The following is a 22,366-nucleotide window of genomic DNA, read 5'->3' on the forward strand; positions in this document are numbered from 1 at the left end:
TTATCATATAATCATCTAATCATTAAAATTTAAGAGGAGCAATCATGCTAAAAAAAGCTTTTATTATTACATGTATTCTTTCACAAATTCTACTGGCAAAGGATATTTCTATGATAAATAATAGAGATGTTGTTATCAAACAAAGCGCACTAAGTTTTCAAGAAACACTATCAAATCTTAAAAATGTTTTGCATCAAAAAAATATTACTATTTTTGCAATTTTTGATCACACAAAAAATGCTCACGGAGTAAATCTGGAACTCAATCCCACCACTGTTGTAGTATTTGGAACTCCTGAAGTAGGGACTAAATTGATGCAAAAAAATCAAAAAATTGCTATAGAACTCCCCGTAAAAATTCTAATTTGGCAAGATGAAAAAGGTGTATTTGTAGAATTTCTAAATTTTGAAACAATCGCAAAGAATTATGGATTTAAAGATAATGTAACCATAAAAAATGTAGAAAAATTATTATCTGATATTACAGATACTATTACAAAGAAACATTAAAATCACTCATTCATTAGATTTTAGAAACTAAAATTCAAGATTGAGAATAAACAAAAAAGCATAAAGATTAACTTTATGCTTAAAAATATTATCTTTTTGAGAATTGTGGGCTTCTTCTTGCTTTTTTCTTACCGTATTTCTTTCTTTCAACAACTCTGGAATCTCTTGTTAATAAACCTTTTGGTTTCAAAATACTTCTAAATGTTAAATCATAAGCATTTAAAGCTTTGGATATGCCATGCCTCAAAGCCTCTGCTTGAGCAGAATAACCCCCTCCCAAAGTAACAGCTACAATATCTACAGATTTTTCTTGTTTGGTGAGAAGCAAAGGTTGCATGACTTTCATTTTAATTGCTTCATGCCCCCCTAACCATTCATTCAAATTCTGTTGATTGATAGTCATTTTGCCGGTTCCGGCGTTTAGCCAAACTTTTGCTATTGCTGTTTTTCTTTTTCCTGTTGCATAAACTTTCGCCATTTAAATTCCTTTATTTGCTTTTGTAATCTGAGCTGTATGAGGGTGCTCACTGCTTTTATACACTTTAAGTTTCTTGATCATCACTCTACCCAGTTTAGTTTTAGGTAACATGCCTCTTACTGCAAGATGATAAAGTTTTTCAGGAGTTTTTTCTAACATTTCTTTGAGAGTCTTGCTTTTTGTGCTTCCAAAATAACCTGAATGTGTAAAATATTCCTTATCTTCAAGCTTCATGCCGGAAAACTTCACCAATGTAGCATTAATAATCACTACAAAATCACCACAATCTACATTGGGTGTATAGCAAGGTTTATGCTTTCCTCTTAAAATAGTAGCTACTTCTGTAATCAAACGACCAAATGTCTTATCTTTCGCATCTAAAACAACCCAATCGCGTTTTATTTCAGCTTCTTTCGCAGTCTTAGTTATATTCATTATTATTGCCTTTTGGTTTTGGACTAAATTTAAAACCCGGATTTTATAGAAAAAAAGCTTTCAATTAACTTAAATTAAGCAAAATTTTATTTAAAAGCATGTTCTTGATATTCTAAAATACGTTTATTTTCCTTGCTAATAACATATTCTTCATCATATGCCTTTTGGACTACAGATCGAATAATATCCCTTTGAGTCTCATAGCTGCTATCCTTTAGCATATCAAGCACGATAGAATAGTATTGAATATCTTGGACAATAATTTCAAATGACTTATCTCTATCTTGCATATAAAGTTTTTCATCTTTGGCATATTCAGATACGCAAATAACAACCCTATCAAATACTTTAGCAGCTAAATTTGAGGGTTTGATATTTTTATTGATAATTATTTTGGCTTGTTTGAGTTGATTTTCTAAATGAGGCCTGCCCATATAAACAAGCACAGGAAGCATAATCATTAAAGTATCAACTTTTGAACCCAAAGAACGAGTTTGCCACTTAATAAGAAATTTTTGCAAATAAGTAAAATTGGTTTTATCCGGCATCATCATAGAACTATCTCTGTTCCAATTCCTGCGCTTGTAAAAAGCTCCAAAAGCAAGGAATGTTCAACTCTACCATCAATAATATGAACTTTTTGGACACCATTTTGGACACAACTAATACAAGCATCGATCTTTGGCAACATACCCCCTGTAATCACTCCATCTTTTTTTAGTTTTTCAATTTTTTCTATATTGAGTGTGGAGAATAATTGATTATTTTTATCCAGGACACCTTTTGTGTCGGTAAGAAAAATTACTTTAAAAGCATTCAAAGCTTTGGCAATTTCACAAGCTACGCTATCAGCGTTAATATTGTATCCGAGATGGTGTGCTTGAGAACTCCCTGCAATTGGAGCGATCACAGGGACAAAACCATTTTGCAACAACGTAGCTAATAAGGTAGTATCTACTTGGGTGATTTCTCCTGTGTAACCCAGCTTACCCCCATCTTTTTGTGCCGCTTCAAAACTCCCGGCATCTTTGCCGCTTATCCCCACTGCTTTCACGCCATGATAATTCAAAAAAGCGCTTAATTCTTTATTGATATTCCCACATAAAACCATCTCAATAATAGGCATACTTTCTGCTGAACTCACACGATGTCCATTAACAAATTCACTCTCCAAACCCAAATCATCAAGCATTTTAGAAATATTCCTACCTCCTCCATGCACGATAATAGGCTTAATACCTAACATATACATCATTACAATATCTTTAGCAAATTGCTCTTTGAGTTTGGGGTTTATTTGGGCAGCCCCACCATATTTAATAACGACTACCTTTTTTCTAAAAGCCCTAATAAAAGGCAATGAATCAAGCAAAATATCCGCAATTTTGATTTTTGTTTCCACGTAACCTCTCTATACAATATCAAATAAAGATGTATTATTATATAAAAAAAGATGTATTATTACATAAAATCCAACTCCCAAAAGGACATAATGATGAAAATAGTATTATTAGATGCCAAAACACTCGGTGTATGCGATTTAAGTCCAATAAAAAAATTTGGTGAATTTATCTCCTATCAAACTACTTCTCCTCAAGAAACGCTTCAAAAATGTCAAGATGCAAATATTGTTTTAACCAATAAGGTTGTTTTAGATACTCCTATACTCAATCAATTACCCCACCTCAAATTCATCGGCATTACTGCCACAGGAACCAATATTATTGATATGCAAAGAGCACAAGAGTTAGGTATTGTAGTCAAAAATGTCGCCGGATATTCCACAGATAGTGTGGCGCAACATACCTTAACCCTAGCTCTTAATCTGCTTTCACAATTAAACTATTATGATCATTATTGCAAAAGCGCTCAATGGTGTCAGAGTGATGTTTTTATGCATATTAATGGTGGGCTAAATGAACTTAGCGGAAAAGAATGGGGAATTATAGGTTTTGGCAATATTGGAAAAAAGGTAGCCAATCTGGCAAGCGCATTTGGCGCTAAAGTCAGCTATACATCTACTAGTGGCAAAAATTCCGATAATGCTTATCCTAAAAAATCTCTTAAAAATTTACTTCAAGAAAGTGATATTATCTCTATCCATGCCCCATTAAATGAACATACAAATAATCTCATTACACAAAATGAACTTTCGATTTTAAAACAAGGGGCTATTCTCATTAACGTAGGGCGTGGAGGTATTGTCAATGAAGAAGATATGGCAAAAGCATTACAGACAAAAAATATTTTCTTTGCCACGGATGTTTTGGCAAAAGAACCCATGTCAAACAATCACCCCTTTCTCAATCCCAAGATTCAAGATAAAATGATTCTAACCCCACATATTGCTTGGGCTTATGGCAATGCCAGAAAAACGCTTCTCAAAATGGTGATTCAAAATATACAAGATTTTATAGATCAAAAATAATTGATTGTGTTATCTCAATCACTAAAATGGATATCATCCCCAAACTCTATTCCTAAAAATGATGGAAACAGATATTGTGTTTAAGCGATTCTCATAACTATAAAATATGGCATATATTTCCCAAGAATCACTAAGTTTAAGATATTTTCCATAATCCGGATAATGGAAATTAAAAACCCCCTTATGATTGGAAAAATGATTTATTCTCATATAGGGTTTGGTTGTCTTTTATTCTAAATCCAATCAGCTAAATAAAATATATAGTTTATGATTTATCCACTAATTGAATTAGAATATTTTATTAAACTTAAAAAATATATCATTTGTGTGCAGCCAAAGCAAATACTCTCCTTAAAAACCAAAAACTCACTTGAAACTTTACCTCATCAAATTTTTGAGCTTTACTTAGATATAATATCGAATTATTTCTGCCTTCATACAAGGATGCTTATGGAAATTGGAAAAATACAAATCCTTCAAATCAAACGTTTTACCCAACACGGAGCTTATTTAAAAGATACCTCCTGTGATCAGGAAGTTTTATTGCCCAATAAGTTTATCTTAAAAGATTTTAAGGTTGAAGATTCCATCAAAGTATTTATCTATACAGATTCCCTGGATAGACCTGTTGCTACAACTCAAACCCCTTATGGGACACTTGAAGACATACTTTTTTTGAAAATTCTCTCTATACAAGCTAATGGTTGCTTTTTAGATTTAGGCATTGATAAAGATATTTTTATGCCCTCAAAAGCTCCTTATAGATTCCACATAGGGCAATCTGTTGGGGTAAGAATAACAAAAGATAAACAAAATAGATTGATTGCCGGGCTTGGGATTAAAGAACATTTAATTCCCTACCCGCACAAAACAAAATATATTCAAATAGAAATTCTTCCTTTTGAAAAAACCCCCTTAGGAATAGGTTGTGTAGTGAATAAAAAATACTATGGACTTCTGTATCAAAATCAAATTTTCTCTCCTGTTGCATTAGGCAAAAAAACACCGGCATATATCACAAATATACGATCTGATGGCAAGCTGGATTTATCTCTCAAACCTATCAATAACACAACTGAAGATAAATCGCGATTGCTGGAGCTTATTGCCAAAAATAAAATTTTAGAATTAGATTTTAATTCTTCTCCTGAAATAATCAAACAAACTTGCCAAATGAGCAAAAAAAGTTTCAAAACCCTTATCAATGCTTTGCTTAAGGAATCAAAAATCAAGATTCTTGAAAGCTCGAAGCACCCCGGTCAAAAATCAATTCATCTTATCTAAATCTCTTTTAAGCTTGCGCACAAATCATTGATTGCCTCACTCATTGAAGGGTGAGTAAAAATCATATCTTTAAGACTTTGGTATTTTAACTGCCCATTAAGTGCTAGTGAAAAAATATTAATGACCTCCGGAGAATCAACACAATATAGCGTAGCTCCTAATATCAAATCATTCTTGGCATCTACAACAAGCTTCAACATTCCTGTAGTATTTTCTAAAATCCTTGCCCTTGGAACCGCTGCACTTAGTAATTTGCCCACTTTAATGGTATAGCCTTGAGCTTGCGCTTCTTTTTCTCTTAAGCCAACATGAGAGAGGGGAGTATCCAAAAACAATACTTCAGGAATAACGGTTCTGTTGTTGCTGCTTCTTTTTTCTCCTCCATAAAGAGAATCAAAAACAATTCTAAAATCATCCAAAGAAACATAAGTAAAAAATTTCCCTCCTTTTACATCTCCTAAGGCATAAATATTATTAGCATGAGTGCGTAAAAATTCATCTGTAATAATTTCTCCTCTAGCATTGAGTTTAACTCCGGCTTTATCAAGATTCAATCCCCTGGTATAGGGTTTTCTTCCAATAGCTATCAAAACACTATCCCCAAAAATTTCAAAATCTTGATTGTCCTTTTTATAAAAAATACAAGCCTTTTCTTCTGTATCTTTGATAGCCTCTACTTGAGCGTTAAAAATAATTTCTATACCCATTTTTTTGAATGAATCTTGCACAAGTTTTGCTATGTCCCCATCTTCTTTAGGCATAAAAGAATTCTCACGTATTAAAATAGTTACTTTTGAACCAAAGTTTGCATACATGCCGGCAAATTCTAGCCCAATATACCCTGCTCCAATAATTATAAGTTCTTTAGGCAAAACCTCCATATCTAATATTGTTGTGCTTGTATAAACCCTCTGAGAATCAATATCTATATCAGGAATTACACTTTCAGAACCCGTGTTGATAAATATTTTTTCTCCCTTAATGGCTATGTTATTTTTTCCTGAAATTTCAATCGTTTGATTATCCAAGAAAGAAGCTTGTCCATCAAAAATAGTAATATTTTGATTTTGTGCTAAATTTTCATAATTTTTTTCTCTCAAAAATTCAATGAGTTCGTTTTTTTTCTGAATACTTTTTTGATAATTTTCTTGAGTAGATCTGCCACACTGACAGGTTAAATGGGATTGAAAAATCAATGATTTTGTTGGGATGCAACCAACATTAATACAAGTCCCACCATACATTTTTTTGGATCGTTCTATCAAAGCCACTTTTTTACCCATCAATGCGCTTTTAAGCGCCAATGTTTTGCCTGCCTTCCCAAATCCAATAACAACAATGTCGAATTTTTGCATTTTTATTCCTTAATTTTTTATATAATCATTACAATATATTGCAATCATACATTATTAATAATAATTTTCAAAGGATAACAAATGGTAGTTTTAATCAGTGGGGCTTCTGCAGGATTTGGAAAGGCCATTGCACAAAAGTTTATCAAAGAAGGTCATCAAGTTATTGCCTTAGCCAGAAGAGAACACGAACTCAAAGAGCTCCAAAACAAATTAGGAGAAAAATGTCAAATTATTGTATCTGACGTCAATGACACAGATTATATTGCACAAGCAATCCAAAATCTTCCTAAAAACTTTCAAAATATTGATGTGCTTGTCAATAATGCCGGATTAGCGCTTGGATTAGAACCTGCTAATAAAGCCAATATTAAAGACTGGGAAATGATGATTATGACTAATATTTATGCCCTTGCAAAACTTACCCATCTATTACTACCCCAAATGGTAGCACGCAAAAAAGGGCACATCATCAATCTGGGCTCTATTGCAGGGACTTATCCTTATCCGGGAGGGAATGTCTATGGAGCCACCAAAGCATTTGTAAAGCAATTTAGCCTCAATCTGCGTGCTGATCTTTATGATAAAAATATTCGTGTTAGCAATATTGAACCCGGACTTTGTGGAGGGAGTGAATTTTCGCTTGTTAGATTCAAAGGAGACAAAACAAAAGCGAATGAAGTCTATAAAAATACCCAACCTCTATTGCCTCAAGATATTGCCCAAGCAGTTTGGTGGGTTGTGAGTCTTCCTGAACATGTCAATATCAATCGTCTGGAAATAATGCCTACCACGCAAGCGCCTGCTGCACTCAATGTGGCGAAGACAAAAAAATAAATAATGATTAAGAGATAGTACTCATCCTCACTTCACCATGAATTGATAATTTGTGAAAATAAAATTATTACAATTACCAAAGGGGCTATGTAGCGGAGAATAAAAAACCATATTCCAAACATTTTTTTAGAAAGAAAGTGTTTGCTAAACTGATAAACTCGATTCTTGCCAATTACCCACCCTACAAACACCACAGACAATAACCCTCCTAAAGGCATTATGATTGATGAAGTAACAAAATCTATCCAATCAAAAATATTTCTCTGCCAAAAAGTCAGTATTGTTGCATAGTTTTTACTCAAAGAAAAAATAACTAAAAGACCTATCATATACACTGCTATTGTTACCAAACAAGTTGCCCCAACCCTTCCAAAATTAAAACGCTCAATCAAATAAAATACAAAAGGTTCTAACAAGGAAACCGTCGATGTAATTCCGGCAAATATTAAGGCTACCAAAAATAATATAGAAACTACATTCCCCACTAGCCCCATTTTGGCAAAAACCAGAGGCAAAGAAACAAATACAAGCCCTGCGCCTTCTTGTGGTTGTCCTCCATATTCAAACATAAATGTAAATATCATCAACCCTGCTACCAAAGAAATAAGTATGCCGGGGATAACCACCCATAATGCACTTTTTAAAAGATTTTCATTTTTCCTTGTAAAAGCTGCATATGTAACAATTGTTCCCACTCCAAGACTAAGCGAGAAAAATACCTGTCCTAATGATGCGACAATAATTTTCAAGGTAATTTTTTCAGGTTCAAAAGCAAACATAAAATTAAACGCCCTACCAAAAGAAGGCATACTCATTGCATAAATCAAAAGCCCAATGAAAATCACAAATAACAAAGGCATCAAAACCAAATTAAGTTTCTCAATCCCATTTTTAATACCAAAACAAATAATATAAGCGCTCAAAAACAAGCAAATGCTAAATCCGGAAATTTGCCACCCTATACTTTGACTTGAAAGTTCTAAAAATTGCCCTTGTGCTTCTTGAAGTGTACCGGGTAATTCAAAGCTCACCACTAACAAATAATACAATACCCATCCAAGCACTACAGCATAAAAAGATAAAATTAAAGGTCCTCCTATCAGGCAAATACCACTTATTCTCCAAGGTTTCTTTGGCGTAGGGTCCAGTTCTTCATAACAAGAAACCATGTCTTTTTTGCCTTGATTGCCAATCACCATATCTGCGACCAACATTGAAATCCCAATAGTTAATGTCAAAAACAAATAAAGCGCCACAAAAGCACTGCCTCCACTTGCCCCAACCATGTAAGGGAATCTCCAAATATGCCCCAACCCGATAGAACTCCCTAAAGTTGCTAATATAAAACCAAATTTTGAAAAATGACTCAAAATAAATCCTTATGAAAATGATTCTATAATCTTAGCAACCCAAATGACAATCACGACTAAAGGGGCGATGTAACGAATAATAAAAAACCATACCTCAAACATTTCCCTAGAGAGAAAATGTTTGCTAAACTCATAAACTCGATTCTTGCCAATTACCCACCCTACAAAAATAACTGATAAAAATCCGCCCAAAGGCATTACAATTGCAGAAGAAGAAAAATCTACCCAATCAAACAAACTTTTATGGAAAAAAGTTAAATCGCTTTGATAGTGCTTATTTGAAGACAAAATTAAAAGTAACCCAACCATATAAATTCCCAAAACAAGTAACCATGTTACATATGATCTTCTCAAGCGAAATCTATCAATGATATACATTACTGAAGGCTCTAGCAACGAAATTGTTGAAGTAATACCGGCAAATGCCAATGCTACCAAAAATAATATAGAAACTACATTCCCCACCAACCCCATTTTGGCAAAAACCAGAGGCAAAGAAACAAACACAAGCCCTGCGCCTTGGGCAACCTTGCCTTCATATTGAAAAACAAATGTAAATATCATCAACCCTGCTACCAAAGAAATAAGAACTCCGGGGATAACCACCCAAAATGCACTTTTTAAAAGATTTTGTTTTTTATGTGTTGAGGCTGAATAAGTAATAATAATCCCTACTCCCAAACTCAAAGAAAAAAACATCTGCCCTAAAGCTGCAATTAAAACATTTGTCGTAATATCTTCAAATCGAAAAGCAAACATAAAATTAAACGCCCTACCAAAAGAAGGCATACTCATTGCATAAATCAAAAGCCCAATGAAAATCACAAATAACAAAGGCATCAAAACCAAATTAAGTTTCTCAATCCCATTTTTAATACCTCTGGAAACTACCCATCCTGTAATCCCAAGCACAACGCTTAATCCTAATATTTGCCACCAAATAGAGTTCGCCAATAAATCATCAAATTCTGCCTCTGAAGTGCCAATATCTTGAGGGAGTCCGAAACTCACTACAAATAAATAATACAACACCCATCCAAGCACAATTGAATAAAATGTCAAAATAAAAGGACCCCCAATAAGTGTAATCCCGGCATAACCCCATCTTTTTTTAGGATTAGGATCAAGCTCTTTGAATGAATCAGTTGTGTTTTTTCCTGCAGTATGCCCAATCACCATCTCTGCAACCAACATTGAAATCCCAATAGTAAGTGAAAGAAACAAAAACAAAACAACAAACCCTCCACCTCCCATAACTCCAGCCATGTAAGGGAATCTCCAAATATGCCCTAATCCGATAGAACTCCCTAAAGTTGCTAATATAAAACCAAATTTTGAAAAATGACTCATTGGTATTGCCTCAAAAAATAAATTGAAATGATTAATATACTCAATTATAAATTAAAAATCATAGTGATTTTTCTAAAAACTAAAATTTTTAGAAAAATAATAAAGAATTTTGAGTATTAGGAATCAAAAATACAATACTAAAGTATTTAAAATATTCATAAAATCAGAATTTTATCTGAGTATCTTTTGAGGAGACAAAATTAACATTCAATATAGATTCTAATAAAATATAAAATCCCAAAATTCCTTACAAGCCTAGAAAAATCTCATATTTTTAACGTTTTTCAAAATCAATCCTTGGATCAACCAAAGTATAAGTAATATCACTAATAAGACTTACAATAAGCCCTAAAAGAGTAAAAATATAAAGTGTACCAAAAACAACAGGGTAATCTCGATTGACAATACTTTCATATCCCAAAAACCCTAATCCATCTAAACTAAATATAATCTCAATCAATAAACTTCCGCTAAAAAACATCCCCAAAAATGCTCCGGGAAAACTTGAGATTACAAGCAACATTCCATTACGAAAAATATGTCTATATAAAATTCTTTCTTCGCTAGCGCCTTTTGCCCTTGCAGTGGTTACATAAAGTTTATGAATTTCATCTAAAAACGAATTTTTTACAAGCAGTGTAAGTGTTGCAAACCCTCCTATAGATAAGCATATAACAGGCAAAGTGATATGCCATAAATAATCTTTTATTTTTCCCCAAAAGCTAAGCATGCCAAAATTATCACTCACCAATCCTCGAAGTGGAAATATATCCCAATAGCTTCCTCCTGCTAACAAAACAATAAGCAATATTGCAAATAAAAATGCAGGAACAGCATTACCAATCACAATAATAAGGCTACTTGCAACATCAATCCTCGATCCATTGTGACGAGCTTTGAAAATACCTAGAGGAATGGAAATAAGATAAATTAAAAGCGTGCTAAAAACACCTAAGGAAATAGAAACCGGAAGTTTTTCTTTAATAAGATCAATGACGCTAATTTGACGATAAAAACTTTCTCCAAAATCAAAACTCAAATAATGTTTTATCATCAAAAGATATCTCTCCCAAAGAGGTTTATCAAAACCATAAAGCTTTTCTAAAGAAACAAGCAAATCTTTATCCATACCTTCTGCCCCGCGATATGCTTTGTTTCCAATACTTCCCATACTGGATTCATTACTTGCATTAATATTTTGCATCTTTGCCATCATCTGCTCTACCGGTCCCCCAGGAGCCATTTGGATGATAAAAAAATTAATCGTAATAATCCCAAAAAGCGTAGGGATAATCAATAAAAAACGTTTGAGTATATAATGTAACATTCTTAGGGCTCTTTTTGAGAATTAGATTCAAGACTTTTATCCCACCATAAATATTGTGAAAAACCATATTTTGGATTTATCCTCGGCATGGCAATTTTATCCCAATAAGCAATACGAAAGTTAGGCAAGTAATAATGAGGGATCACATAAAATCCCCACAATAAAACTCTATCAAGTGCGCGTGTAATAGCAATTTGATCTTTTCTATCTTTTGATTTTATGAGTAAATTTATCAAATTATCCACCACCCCATCATGTATCCCTGCATAATTTCTACTTCCTTTGGTGAGCGCGCTTTGGCTTCCCCAAAAATATCTCTGTTCATTCCCGGGAAATAAAGACTGCCCAATTACAGCCACAATCATATCATAATCAAAATCACGCAAACGATTGATATACTGACTTAAATCCACACGTTGAATTTTCATCTCTATACCCAAAACCTTTAAATTTTGCGCATATGAAAGAGCTAAACGCTCAAAAGCAGGATTATCTAAAAGCAACGTAAAAGAAAAAGGCTTATGAGTTTTAGCATAAATCAATTGGTTGTTTTTTATGATCCAGCCTGCTTGTTTGAGAAGTTTCTGAGAAAATTTTAAATTCTCTCTTCTATTCTCACCTAAAACTCTTGCTCCATCTGTTCCGGGAATCATATAGGGCGAATCAAAAATTTGTGGAGCAGTTTTTTCTAACTGCTTTTTATAGCGCTCTAAAATATGCAATTCTTCTCCTTTGGGCAATCCTGAAGAAGCAAAAATAGAATTATCAAAATAACTCTTTGTGCGCTTATATTGAGAAAAAAACAAATTTTTATTACTCCATTCAAAATCAAAAGCATAAAATAATGCTTCTCTTACCCTAATATCCTTAAAAATATCCCTTCTTGTATTGAAAAAAAACCCTTGCATGCCACTAGGCAAATAATGTCTGATAGAAACTTTGTGGATTTCCCCGGAATCAATCCCCTTGCCTACATAACCCCTAGCCCAAACTTTTGCACTTGTTTCAATACGCCAATCATACTCTCCACTTAAAAATGCCCTTAATGCAACAGTATCATCTTTGTAATATTCATAAATAGAAGTGTCAAAATTAAACTGCCCTATTCTGGAAGGCAGATCTTTTGCCCAATAATTCTTATCCCTCTCATAAATAATTTTCTTTCCTACTTCATAAGATTTGACTTTATAAGGACCACTTCCTATAGGAATAAGCAAGGGATTTTTGCCAAAAGGATTTTTTTCATAATAATGCTTGGGTAGAATTTGAAGTTGTCCAAGTATCAAAGGGAGTTCGCGATTTTTGGTTGTTTTAAAAATAAATTTAATACGTTGTTTGTCTAAAACTTCTGCTTTTTGCACATCAGCATAATATTGTTTAAAAATTGGAGAACCTTTTTGCATCAATATATCAAAGCTAAACTTGACATCACTGGGGCTTACACTCACGCCATCACTAAATTTAGCATGTTTATTGATATGAAAAATTACATAAGAATTATCTTTAGCAACCTCAATATCATCAGCAATAAGAGCATATTGCGCATAAGGTTCATCCATGCTTTGTGCTAAAAGTGTATCATAAATCAAATCAAGCCCTTCAGCAGGAGTTCCTTTGATAACAAAAGGGTTGAGACTATCAAATGTGCCTAAAGAATAATTTCTAATACTTCCTCCTTTGGGCGCATGAGGATTAGCATAATCAAAATACTTCAGATGAGGATATTTTACCTTCTCACCAAGACTGATATAAGATTCCCCCTCCAAAGACAAAAATCCAAAAATAAAACAAAACCATATAATTCTTAACAATTTTACCTTCCCAAATCACACTAAGCCAACAAATTCTTTGGCTTTTTTATAAGTAGCCTTTGCTATAGGGCGAACTTTATTTGCTCCTTCATTTAATACTTCTTCAATATATCCCTTTTGAGATCTTAATTTTTCATATTTTTCTCTAATAGGTCTTAATGCTTCAATAACAACTTCTGCTACCATAGTCTTAAATACACCATAGCCCTTGCCTTCAAACTCATCTTCAATTTTTCTTCTATCTTTGTGTGTAAAAATTTCATAAATATTAAGCAAATTATATAAACCTGCACGCTTTTGATCAAACACAATAGAATTTTGAGAATCTGTAGTGGCTTTTTTAAATTTTCTCATAATTTCATCCGGAGTATCCAACAAAAATATCGCGTGATTAGCTCCATTAAAAGATTTGCTCATTTTATTCGCAGGTTCATCCAATCCCATTACTCTTGCGCCTATTTTTGGAATCATAGGCTCAGGAATTTTAAAACATTCTCCAAAATCACGATTAAATCTTTGTGCAATATTTCTGGCAAGCTCTAAATGTTGTTTTTGATCCTCGCCTACAGGCACACCATCTGCTTGATAAAGCAAAATATCAGCTGCCATCAAAACAGGATAATTAAAAAGTCCCACATTTACATTTTTAGGATTTTTAAGAGATTTGTCTTTAAACTGTGTCATGCGACTCATTTCGCCCATTGAAATATTACAATCAAATACCCAAGCAAGCGCCGGATGCTCATCAATTTCACTTTGTATAAAAAGATTGGATTTTTTCATATCTATCCCGCAAGCCAGAAGCATGCCTGCAAGTTCATAAGTTTTTTCTCTAAGTTCTTTGGGGTTTTGTGTAGTGGTAATAGCATGAGAATTCACAACACAAAATATATTTTCATACTCATCTTGAGAATCTACCCAATTTTTGACTGCACCCAAATAGTTCCCCAAATGAATTTGTCCTGTAGGTTGGATACCCGAAAATACTCTTTTTTTCTCCATTGCTAACCTCTTGCTAATTCAAATTTTAAAAGCATTTATTATACATAAATAATAGACTCGATTGAAATTAAAACTTTATAGTTTATACTTTATGTTATTTTAATCAATACTCCATTACAATAATAAGAATTTCATAAAATTAGAATGAAAATTTTAAAAAATTTGAAGAAAAAAGGAATTAGAGATGAAAAGAAGTTATCTAATTGGCGCGTTAATTGCTGTTGGTATTTTGGCAGGTTGCAGTTCAAAAGCCCGGCTTGGAAATGTGGATGCTTACGGATTGAAAAATGCTCCGCAATGGGTCCTTGGTGGGGATAAAAACCTCTTAAGTGCTACAGGAAGTGCAAAGATTAAAAACAATAACATTGGCTTTGCAACCACACAAGCGACTAATACCGCACGAGCAGAGATCGCAAGTCAAATTGCTACAAAAATAGAAAGCAAATACAAAGAACTCTCCAGCAGCACAGAAGATGATGTCTCTACTGAAGCTGTGCAAGCTATCAGAAATAGTGTTGATACAACTCTTGCAGGTTCTAAACGAGTTCAAACTTGGATTAGTGATGATGGCACATTGTGGGTACTTGTAAAAGTGGATCATCTTGATACAAAATTATTACAAGAAAATCTTGCCAAAAACAAAGCCCTTGATAAAGCTGCAGCAAAAGCATTGTCTCAAGCTGTTGATGATATTATCGATGGGGAAAAATCTACCCACTAATCAAACACATCAAAGAATAATGAAGTCTAAACTTTATATTAATTTTAAATCATTCAAAAACAGGTATTTTTGAATGATTTAAAGAATTTAGAATTAGAATATTTTCAATAAACTTCATTTCATAAACTATGATAAATGATACCATTACCTGACTGAAAGAACTTAAAAACTACCAAGACACCATAAAATAACCCATAATCAATAACAAATATTTGCTAAAATCAAATTATTATCAAAAGTAAAAAGTTATAAAAATTTAAAAAATATTTTAAATTTGATAACTTTGAATTCAATGTATATTCTTTCATGACCGCCTGCAATAAAGTTTTTTACAAAAACTTCTAAGATTCTAAGTTTGATTTAGTTAAGACTTCGGTAAAATGCTAAAATCACATTTATTAGATTAATTTAAAAATTGCAGCAAGAAAGGAAACAAATGGCAATAGATGAAAAAAAGCAAAAAGCAATTGATTTGGCACTCAAGCAGATTGACAAAGCATTTGGTAAAGGAGCGCTTGTCCGATTGGGAGACAAACAAATAGAAAAGATAGATTCTATCTCTACGGGTTCTCTAGGTCTAGATATGGCGCTAGGAATTGGAGGTATTCCTAAAGGCAGGATTGTGGAAATCTATGGTCCTGAATCTAGCGGTAAAACAACCTTGAGCTTGCAAATTATTGCAGAATGCCAAAAAAATGGAGGAATTTGCGCTTTTATTGATGCAGAACATGCCCTTGATGTCTATTATGCTAAAAAATTAGGCGTCGATACTGAAAACCTCCTTGTTTCCCAACCGGATAATGGAGAGCAGGCTTTGGAGATTTTAGAGACACTCACGCGAAGTGGCGCGATTGATCTTGTTGTTATTGATTCAGTCGCCGCCCTCACACCAAAAGCAGAAATAGAAGGAGATATGGGCGATCCCCATGTAGGACTTCAAGCAAGACTTATGAGTCAAGCTTTGCGAAAAATTACAGCTATCTTACATAAAATGAATACAACATTAATTTTCATTAATCAAATCCGCATGAAAATAGGACAAATGGGTTATGGTAGTCCGGAAACCACTACAGGAGGCAATGCTTTAAAATTCTATGCAAGTGTGCGGATTGATATTAGACGTATTGCAACTCTCAAACAAAACGAACAACAAATTGGTAATCGCGCCAAAGCAAAAGTTGTTAAAAACAAAGTTGCCCCACCTTTCAGAGAGGCTGAATTTGATATTATGTTTGGAGAGGGCATTAGTCGTGAAGGCGAAATCATTGATTATGGAATCAAACTTGATATTATTGACAAAAGTGGCGCATGGTTAAGTTATGGGGATAAAAAACTTGGTCAGGGACGAGAAAATGCAAAAATCCTTCTCAAAGAAGACAAAACTCTAGCGCAAGAACTTTCAAACAAAATCAAAGAACAAATCGGTGCAACAGAAGAAATTATGCCCCTACCTGATGAACCTCTTGATGAAATGACTGAAGTCAAATAGGAGAAATCATGATTTACATAGAAAATATTTATGCTCAAGAAGTCCTTGACAGCAGGGGAAATCCAACGATAAAAGCAACAGTGATTTTAAGTGATGGCACGATAGAATCTGCAATTGTTCCTAGTGGTGCAAGCACGGGCAAAAGAGAGGCGCTTGAACTTAGGGATGGGGATAAATCACGCTATTTGGGAAAGGGAGTTTTGAAGGCATGCGAAAATATTGATACAACAATCTCTCAAGCCCTCATTGGCGCAACACCATTTGATCAAAATCACATTGACTCACTACTCAAAAGCCTTGATGGCACAGATAATTATTCAAATCTTGGGGCAAACGCTGTATTGGGCGTCTCAATGGCAATAGCTCGTAGCGGGGCAAGCTCCTTGAATATCCCTCTTTATCGTTATATAGGTGGTGCAAATGCCCTCACTATCCCTGTTCCGATGCTCAATATCATCAATGGTGGATCTCATGCTGATAATACTGTTGATTTCCAAGAATATATGATTATGCCCTTAGGATTTGATACCTTCAAAGATGCCCTGCGAGCTAGCGCAGAAGTCTATCAACATCTCAAAAAAATTCTAAATGAATCCTCACACATCACCAGTATCGGAGATGAAGGAGGGTTCGCCCCTAATCTCAAAAATAATGTCGAACCCATTGAGCTTATTCTCAAAGCTATCCAAAAAGCCGGATATAAACCCGGCACTGATATTTCTTTGGCTTTAGATGTAGCTAGTAGTGAGTTTTCGGAAGAAAATGGTATATATCATCTTAAGGGAGAAAATAGAAAGCTTACATCTCATGAACTTGTATCCTATTATGAAGATATGGTGAGACAATATCCAATCGTCTCTATTGAAGATGGACTAAGTGAAGATGATTGGGAAGGCTGGAAATACCTCACAGAGAAATTAGGAAACAAAATCCAACTTGTAGGAGATGATTTGTTTGTAACCAATAAAACTATCCTTAAACATGGCATTGAACAAAATATCGCCAACGCAGTGCTTATCAAACCTAATCAAATTGGAACAGTAAGTGAAAGTATGCAAACTGTAAGCTTGGCTCAAAGAAATAATTATAAATGTGTGATGAGTCATCGAAGCGGTGAGAGCGAAGATTCTTTTATTGCTGATTTTGCTGTTGCCCTCAATACAGGGGAGATCAAAACCGGATCAACAGCCAGAAGCGAGAGAATTGCCAAATATAACCGATTACTTCAAATTGAAAGCGAAATAGCCCATACACAATATTTAGGTAGAGAGCTTTTTAAGAACAACTCATGAAAGAAAATTTATTTCCTCAAGGATATGCACGATTGTGGCGTAAAATTTATGTCAATCGTGTTTTGATTATTATTTTTCTTGTGCTTATGGCAACAGGAGCATATATGGGTTATTTGCTTTTTGGCACTAATTCTATTGAAGTGCTTATTTCAGTCAAAGATAAAAAAGCAGCACTTCAAGAAAGCGTCCAAAGACTCCAATATAATAATGCTAAATTACAAAAACAACTTTTTGAGCTAAAAGGATTAGAACCATGAAAAAAATTTTTATTTTCCTATGCTTGTTTCTGTATATATCAGTGGGTAGAGAAAATCCATTTGAACCCTTACTGACTCCAAAAGAAAGTTCTCATGACTCCTCTAAAAATAGTAAAAATTATTTTGAAAATTTTGACTTCAAACTCCCTACTACAGCTAGAATTTTAAAAAGTATCACCGTTACTTATGAAAATATTGATGGATCAATCAATCAAAAAACTTTAGACATTGATGAAAGCATTGATTGGCATTATCCTTTGAGATTGAGTCAAAAAAGTGCTATCGTTTCTGAAACAACCAGTTATTACACTATCTCACCTTTTGAATTTTTTATCAAAGGAAATAAACTTTATATCCATACTGCTGCCAAAATTCAAAGAAATTTTCTTCTTCCAAATCCTTATCGCATTGTTATTGATGTAGACAGAAAAGATCCTAGCATTAATAAGAATATTGAAATAAACAAAAAATATTTTACAAAAATATCTATAGGCACACACAATGCTTTTTATCGTATTGTTATCACACTTGATGGGCAATACCGGTATGAAGTAAATCGCGAAAATCAATATTATGTCCTAAGCGTGCAATAATGCAAAATAATATTGTTTTGATTGGGTTTATGGGATGTGGCAAAACAACTATAGGCACGCATTTAGCGAAACATACAGATAAATATCTGATAGATACAGATTCTCTTATTAATCTAAAAGTTTCTTGCAGTATTAAAGAAATTTTTGATTCCTATGGAGAAAAATATTTTCGCACTCTAGAAGCAGACTTTATCAAATGGGCACAAAAAAGTATTTGCAATGCTATCATCTCTACAGGTGGGGGTATGCCTATTTTCAATCCAGTCAATGCAATGGGAAAGGTATTTTATCTCAAGATTGATTTTGAAGCAATATGCAGGCGTTTAAATTCTTCAGAAATTGCTTCCAGGCCTCTTTTTTCGGATTTAAATAAAGCCTATGAACTCTATATCCAACGTGAGAGTATTTATGGAAAATCTGCTGATGTTATTATTGATGCAAAAGCACCCATCAATCAAATTCTTACCCAAATTCTTAAAAATACACTCTAATAAAATCCTATCTGATACACATATTACTTAGTTTTAGGCAGTTTTTAAATTCTTCTATGCTAAAATTTTGAAAATTAGTTACTAACCACCCAATCGTTTTAGGCAGTTTTTAAATTCTTCTATGCTAAAATATCGATATTGCCCTGAGTGATGAGAAAATTGTTTTAGGCAGTTTTTAAATTCTTCTATGCTAAAATCAAATGTTTCTATACTCTTTTGAATGTCTGTTTTAGGCAGTTTTTAAATTCTTCTATGCTAAAATAAACCCCACGTTAAAAGTAGAACTTTTTTGGGTTTTAGGCAGTTTTTAAATTCTTCTATGCTAAAATAATGTGATTATAAATAATGCCTCCAATGATGTTTTAGGCAGTTTTTAAATTCTTCTATGCTAAAATAATCAAAAAGCAATTTTATAATCAAGTGTGGTTTTAGGCAGTTTTTAAATTCTTCTATGCTAAAATGAAAAATTAAATCAATGCCTACAGAAGAGCGTTTTAGGCAGTTTTTAAATTCTTCTATGCTAAAATAGACCTTGTTTTTATTCCCTAAATTTGGGAGAAAAAAGGTCAAAAAGCATAGAAAATATGCTATAATACCAATCTTTAGAAGAAGAATTTAAAAACTGCCTAGAATAAATGGTTATAGGGTTCCATGTGGAGTTACAATCTCCGAAAAACCCTAAAATAATAAATATTTTTCATTATCTTCAAGCCTTTTAAAACAACTTTCAAAAATAAATCAATATTTTTAGCAAATTTTTCTCTAACAAATATCCGGTAAATATCCACATTTAGTCTAATAACCCACAATGCAAAAAATTAGGGCTATCAAAAACTAAAATTTGAATAAATAGTAGTTTTTATAAAAACATAAAAAAATTCCTAAGCCTAGCCAATCCAATTAAGCAATACATAGAGAGAAAGGAGGGGATCATGTCAAGAGTAAAAATATAAAAAATAACAATTACTTCTAAAAATTATGATAATAATGCCTTATTGATGATTGATAAAATCAAGTTTATTTTAGATAGATATGAAGAAAATAAAGAAAAATTAATCTTCAAAAAATTATAAAAATTATGTTATAAATTTATATATTTTGGTATATAAATTATGAAAATATTAAAAAATTATAGTATATTTTAAAAAATAAAAAATTTAATAGGGAATTTCAAATATTTTTAGAAAAAATTTTTCGTTGATTTAATGCATAAAGAGACAAATAAAACAATATTCATATTTTTCAAATTTCAATAAATTAAGACAACTCAAATAATTTTCTTCTTTTCACCCCTATTTCACCCCAAGATTAAAATAAAATTCTCATAAATTCACAAACTATAGGAGGAGATAATGGATTCAAACAACAGCAGACGAAGTTTCCTGACAACCATGTCTTTGGGACTTGTTGCTACAGGGATTGGGGCTGGTAATGCCCAAGCATTTACCCTTAAAAATCCCGGCAGAGATAAGCAAGATCCCAGATACATAGGGCAGAAGGGAAAACGTTTTGGAATGGTCATCGACTTACGTAAGTGTGTAGGATGTCAGGCATGCACAGCCTCATGCAAATGCGAAAACAATGTCCCTACAGGGCAATACCGCACTTATGTTTCTGAATATGAAATAGGCGTATTTCCAAATGTAAGAAAGGCTTTTTTACCCCAACTGTGCAATCATTGCGAAAATCCATCTTGCGTGAGCGTATGCCCAACAGGAGCAACCTTTAAGCGTGAGGATGGGATTGTAGTGGTTGATGATACAGTATGTTGGGGTTGTGGTTATTGCATCAATGCTTGCCCTTATGATAAAAGATTTTTCAATAAACTCACCAAAGTAGCCGATAAATGCACATTTTGTGCCCATCGAGTGGATAAGGGATTGCTACCTGCATGTGTGGAAACTTGTGTAGGGGGTGCAAGAGTATTTGGAGATCTCAATAATCCAAACTCTGAAATTTCAAAGCTTTTAAATATGTTCCCAACCAATGTAATGAAAAAAGACCAAGGTACAAATCCTAGAGTTTTTTATATAGGATTGAATGATGAAATTTCAGATATTCCTGTGAGTGAAGCAATCTTAGATGATTTGGCTAAAAAAATAGACAAAACTCCTTTAGCACAATGGAGTGTCGCTTATGAAGGAGGAAAATAACATGTATGATTTAGTTTTAAATACAATTGATACTATCACCCCTGCAAGACCTTGGGGGATTGATATACCTAATTATTTTTGGTTTACCGGGGTATCTGTGGCAGCTTTTATCATTTCAAGTTTTGGGAATGTTTTTGGCATGAAGTCATATAAACCTATTGCGGGATTTTCTTTATTAGTAGCTTTTGTACTTTTAGTAGCAGCGCCCTTAAATCTCATTGATGACCTCAAACAACCCGGAAGAATTTCGAATTTCTTTACCCATGGATGGGAAAATTTCCCTACATCGCCAATGAAATGGGGCGTATTGATATTGGTATCTTACTTTTTTTTATTACTTTTTAATGTTTTGATATTTTATCGAGAATATTTTGTTCATGCCTATCATTGCACAAATAACAAGTTTTTAAAGACAATTTTTAAAATTGCAAGTTTATGGAGAATAAAATTAGGAGAAGCACAAGAACAAAAAAATCATAAAATAGGCTTAATTTTAAGTGTGATAGGAATCTTTTTTGCATTAAGCGTAGAAGGATACACAGGCTATATTTTAGGTGCTACACATGGAGTGGCACTTTGGCATACCCCTTTGATGCCTATATTATTTTTGGCTTCAGCAATGGTGGGAGGAACGGGGCTTTTAGTTGTGATTTTATGTATTTTTCAAAGGTTTTTTGCCGATTTCAAAAAAATTGATTATGATATGGTTGATAGATTGATGAAACTTTTGGCATGGTTTATTGTGATTGATTTGACGATTCGATTTTTTTGGCTTACTTTTGCTATCCCCTTTAATGGCGAGGAAAAATATGCCTTAATGAGATTTTTTAAGGCTAATTTAACTGAGACTATCTTGATTGAATATATTTTGTGTTTGTTGATACCTATGGTGATTGGATTTGTTTCTAAACTTCGCAAGAATTTATTTATATCATTGTTTGGAGCAGCGATTTGTTCGATTGGAGTTTGGGATTTTCGTTGGAATATTGTTATTGGCGGACAGAGTATCGGCAGAACAACCCCGGGTCTCCTAAACTATATACCTGATTTTTGGGGACAAGATAGCATTATTTCAGCGCTTTCTAATTGGGGAATATTTATTGCGCTTTTGTGTTTAGTGATGGCAATATTCCCATGGGATAAAGAAATGAGTAAATATTATAAACAATGAATAAAAGGTAGAGATA

Annotated in this window: 21 protein-coding genes and 1 CRISPR repeat array; of the genes, 11 read left to right on the top strand and 10 right to left on the bottom strand. The window is 33.3% G+C overall.

Annotation, left to right across the window (positions count from 1 at the left end):
- Positions 1-44 precede the first annotated feature (44 nt).
- Entirely contained in the window at positions 45-509 is a 465-nt protein-coding gene (locus BKH45_RS03860) for a DUF302 domain-containing protein (protein WP_095274165.1), read from the top strand.
- A gap of 88 nt (positions 510-597) precedes the next feature.
- Here the strand turns inward: BKH45_RS03860 and rpsI are convergent, their stop codons facing one another.
- From rpsI to argB, 4 genes are all read right to left on the bottom strand, one after another.
- Positions 598-987 carry a 30S ribosomal protein S9 gene (rpsI, locus tag BKH45_RS03865; protein ID WP_095274166.1) on the bottom strand — a complete coding sequence of 130 codons (390 nt, stop codon included), beginning with the start codon at positions 985-987 and terminating at the stop codon, positions 598-600.
- Complete coding sequence (rplM, locus tag BKH45_RS03870; protein WP_095274167.1) at positions 988-1,422, bottom strand: 50S ribosomal protein L13; 435 nt, start codon at positions 1,420-1,422, stop codon at positions 988-990.
- 86 nt (positions 1,423-1,508) lie between these two features.
- Positions 1,509-1,976, bottom strand: coding sequence for a hypothetical protein (locus BKH45_RS03875; protein ID WP_095274168.1), 468 nt, complete (start codon positions 1,974-1,976; stop codon positions 1,509-1,511).
- Positions 1,973-2,824: an acetylglutamate kinase gene (gene argB, locus BKH45_RS03880; RefSeq protein WP_095274169.1), complete on the bottom strand. Its 852-nt coding sequence runs from the start codon at positions 2,822-2,824 to the stop codon at positions 1,973-1,975. Before argB ends, BKH45_RS03875 begins: the two co-directional genes overlap by 4 nt.
- A gap of 93 nt (positions 2,825-2,917) precedes the next feature.
- Here argB and BKH45_RS03885 point away from each other — a divergent pair, with 93 nt between their 5' ends.
- The gene (locus BKH45_RS03885; protein WP_095274170.1) at positions 2,918-3,850 is read left to right on the top strand and encodes a D-2-hydroxyacid dehydrogenase; all 933 of its coding nucleotides are present in this window, start codon (positions 2,918-2,920) and stop codon (positions 3,848-3,850) included.
- Positions 3,851-4,300: 450 nt separating this feature from the next.
- Positions 4,301-5,134, top strand: a complete 834-nt coding sequence (locus tag BKH45_RS03890) for a S1-like domain-containing RNA-binding protein (RefSeq protein WP_180675614.1) — start codon at positions 4,301-4,303, stop codon at positions 5,132-5,134.
- Here the strand turns inward: BKH45_RS03890 and BKH45_RS03895 are convergent.
- Positions 5,131-6,489, bottom strand: coding sequence for an FAD-dependent oxidoreductase (locus tag BKH45_RS03895; protein WP_095274172.1), 1,359 nt, complete (start codon positions 6,487-6,489; stop codon positions 5,131-5,133). The genes BKH45_RS03890 and BKH45_RS03895 overlap by 4 nt on opposite strands.
- An 81-nt stretch (positions 6,490-6,570) precedes the next feature.
- Between BKH45_RS03895 and BKH45_RS03900 the strand changes: the two genes are divergently transcribed.
- Positions 6,571-7,323 (top strand): SDR family NAD(P)-dependent oxidoreductase, encoded by a 753-nt coding sequence (locus BKH45_RS03900; RefSeq protein WP_095274173.1) that lies wholly within the window; start codon positions 6,571-6,573, stop codon positions 7,321-7,323.
- A gap of 32 nt (positions 7,324-7,355) precedes the next feature.
- On the opposite strand, the gene BKH45_RS03905 is transcribed toward BKH45_RS03900, so the two are convergent.
- The 5 genes from BKH45_RS03905 to trpS form a co-directional block, all read right to left on the bottom strand.
- Positions 7,356-8,693 carry a sodium-dependent transporter gene (locus tag BKH45_RS03905; protein ID WP_095274174.1) on the bottom strand — a complete coding sequence of 446 codons (1,338 nt, stop codon included), beginning with the start codon at positions 8,691-8,693 and terminating at the stop codon, positions 7,356-7,358.
- Positions 8,694-8,702: 9 nt separating this feature from the next.
- Positions 8,703-10,043: a sodium-dependent transporter gene (locus BKH45_RS03910; protein ID WP_095274175.1), complete on the bottom strand. Its 1,341-nt coding sequence runs from the start codon at positions 10,041-10,043 to the stop codon at positions 8,703-8,705.
- 274 nt (positions 10,044-10,317) lie between these two features.
- A complete protein-coding gene (gene yejB, locus BKH45_RS03915) occupies positions 10,318-11,370 on the bottom strand; it encodes a microcin C ABC transporter permease YejB (RefSeq protein ID WP_095274176.1) in 1,053 nt (350 codons plus the stop codon).
- Between the two features lie 2 nt (positions 11,371-11,372).
- Positions 11,373-13,181 (bottom strand): extracellular solute-binding protein, encoded by a 1,809-nt coding sequence (locus BKH45_RS03920; protein ID WP_180675616.1) that lies wholly within the window; start codon positions 13,179-13,181, stop codon positions 11,373-11,375.
- 15 nt (positions 13,182-13,196) lie between these two features.
- The gene (trpS, locus tag BKH45_RS03925; RefSeq protein ID WP_095274177.1) at positions 13,197-14,183 is read right to left on the bottom strand and encodes a tryptophan--tRNA ligase; all 987 of its coding nucleotides are present in this window, start codon (positions 14,181-14,183) and stop codon (positions 13,197-13,199) included.
- Between the two features lie 184 nt (positions 14,184-14,367).
- On the opposite strand from trpS, the gene BKH45_RS03930 reads away from it, so the two are divergent.
- The 7 genes from BKH45_RS03930 to nrfD all read left to right on the top strand — a co-directional run bounded on the left by BKH45_RS03930 (position 14,368) and on the right by nrfD (position 22,350).
- Positions 14,368-14,904, top strand: coding sequence for an LPP20 family lipoprotein (locus BKH45_RS03930; protein ID WP_095274178.1), 537 nt, complete (start codon positions 14,368-14,370; stop codon positions 14,902-14,904).
- Between the two features lie 436 nt (positions 14,905-15,340).
- Complete coding sequence (recA, locus tag BKH45_RS03935; protein ID WP_095274179.1) at positions 15,341-16,393, top strand: recombinase RecA; 1,053 nt, start codon at positions 15,341-15,343, stop codon at positions 16,391-16,393.
- 8 nt (positions 16,394-16,401) lie between these two features.
- Complete coding sequence (gene eno, locus BKH45_RS03940) at positions 16,402-17,685, top strand: phosphopyruvate hydratase (protein WP_095274180.1); 1,284 nt, start codon at positions 16,402-16,404, stop codon at positions 17,683-17,685.
- Entirely contained in the window at positions 17,682-17,942 is a 261-nt protein-coding gene (locus BKH45_RS03945; protein ID WP_095274181.1) for a hypothetical protein, read from the top strand. The genes eno and BKH45_RS03945 overlap by 4 nt, the downstream gene beginning before the upstream one ends.
- Positions 17,939-18,535, top strand: coding sequence for an AMIN domain-containing protein (locus BKH45_RS03950; RefSeq protein WP_095274182.1), 597 nt, complete (start codon positions 17,939-17,941; stop codon positions 18,533-18,535). The genes BKH45_RS03945 and BKH45_RS03950 overlap by 4 nt, the downstream gene beginning before the upstream one ends.
- Positions 18,536-18,987: 452 nt before the next feature.
- A CRISPR array of direct repeats spans positions 18,988-19,553; the repeat unit is 36 nt; unit sequence GTTTTAGGCAGTTTTTAAATTCTTCTATGCTAAAAT.
- Positions 19,554-20,378: 825 nt separating this feature from the next.
- A complete protein-coding gene (gene dsrO, locus BKH45_RS03960; protein ID WP_095274183.1) occupies positions 20,379-21,179 on the top strand; it encodes a sulfate reduction electron transfer complex DsrMKJOP subunit DsrO in 801 nt (266 codons plus the stop codon).
- 1 nt (position 21,180) lies between these two features.
- The gene (nrfD, locus tag BKH45_RS03965) at positions 21,181-22,350 is read left to right on the top strand and encodes an NrfD/PsrC family molybdoenzyme membrane anchor subunit (protein ID WP_095274184.1); all 1,170 of its coding nucleotides are present in this window, start codon (positions 21,181-21,183) and stop codon (positions 22,348-22,350) included.
- Positions 22,351-22,366 lie beyond the last annotated feature (16 nt).

It is taken from the genome of Helicobacter sp. 11S03491-1, assembly GCF_002272835.1.
GTDB lineage: Bacteria > Campylobacterota > Campylobacteria > Campylobacterales > Helicobacteraceae > Helicobacter_J.

What these genes read in the sequence shown, in the direction of transcription:
- BKH45_RS03860 (WP_095274165.1), top strand. Translation starts at nt 45, where the DNA reads ATGCTAAAAAAAGCTTTTATTATTACATGTATTCTTTCACAAATTCTA.
- rpsI (WP_095274166.1), bottom strand. Translation starts at nt 987, where the DNA reads ATGGCGAAAGTTTATGCAACAGGAAAAAGAAAAACAGCAATAGCAAAA.
- rplM (WP_095274167.1), bottom strand. Translation starts at nt 1,422, where the DNA reads ATGAATATAACTAAGACTGCGAAAGAAGCTGAAATAAAACGCGATTGG.
- BKH45_RS03875 (WP_095274168.1), bottom strand. Translation starts at nt 1,976, where the DNA reads ATGATGATGCCGGATAAAACCAATTTTACTTATTTGCAAAAATTTCTT.
- BKH45_RS03885 (WP_095274170.1), top strand. Translation starts at nt 2,918, where the DNA reads ATGAAAATAGTATTATTAGATGCCAAAACACTCGGTGTATGCGATTTA.
- BKH45_RS03890 (WP_180675614.1), top strand. Translation starts at nt 4,301, where the DNA reads ATGGAAATTGGAAAAATACAAATCCTTCAAATCAAACGTTTTACCCAA.
- BKH45_RS03895 (WP_095274172.1), bottom strand. Translation starts at nt 6,489, where the DNA reads ATGCAAAAATTCGACATTGTTGTTATTGGATTTGGGAAGGCAGGCAAA.
- BKH45_RS03900 (WP_095274173.1), top strand. Translation starts at nt 6,571, where the DNA reads ATGGTAGTTTTAATCAGTGGGGCTTCTGCAGGATTTGGAAAGGCCATT.
- BKH45_RS03910 (WP_095274175.1), bottom strand. Translation starts at nt 10,043, where the DNA reads ATGAGTCATTTTTCAAAATTTGGTTTTATATTAGCAACTTTAGGGAGT.
- yejB (WP_095274176.1), bottom strand. Translation starts at nt 11,370, where the DNA reads ATGTTACATTATATACTCAAACGTTTTTTATTGATTATCCCTACGCTT.
- trpS (WP_095274177.1), bottom strand. Translation starts at nt 14,183, where the DNA reads ATGGAGAAAAAAAGAGTATTTTCGGGTATCCAACCTACAGGACAAATT.
- BKH45_RS03930 (WP_095274178.1), top strand. Translation starts at nt 14,368, where the DNA reads ATGAAAAGAAGTTATCTAATTGGCGCGTTAATTGCTGTTGGTATTTTG.
- recA (WP_095274179.1), top strand. Translation starts at nt 15,341, where the DNA reads ATGGCAATAGATGAAAAAAAGCAAAAAGCAATTGATTTGGCACTCAAG.
- eno (WP_095274180.1), top strand. Translation starts at nt 16,402, where the DNA reads ATGATTTACATAGAAAATATTTATGCTCAAGAAGTCCTTGACAGCAGG.
- BKH45_RS03945 (WP_095274181.1), top strand. Translation starts at nt 17,682, where the DNA reads ATGAAAGAAAATTTATTTCCTCAAGGATATGCACGATTGTGGCGTAAA.
- BKH45_RS03950 (WP_095274182.1), top strand. Translation starts at nt 17,939, where the DNA reads ATGAAAAAAATTTTTATTTTCCTATGCTTGTTTCTGTATATATCAGTG.
- dsrO (WP_095274183.1), top strand. Translation starts at nt 20,379, where the DNA reads ATGGATTCAAACAACAGCAGACGAAGTTTCCTGACAACCATGTCTTTG.
- nrfD (WP_095274184.1), top strand. Translation starts at nt 21,181, where the DNA reads ATGTATGATTTAGTTTTAAATACAATTGATACTATCACCCCTGCAAGA.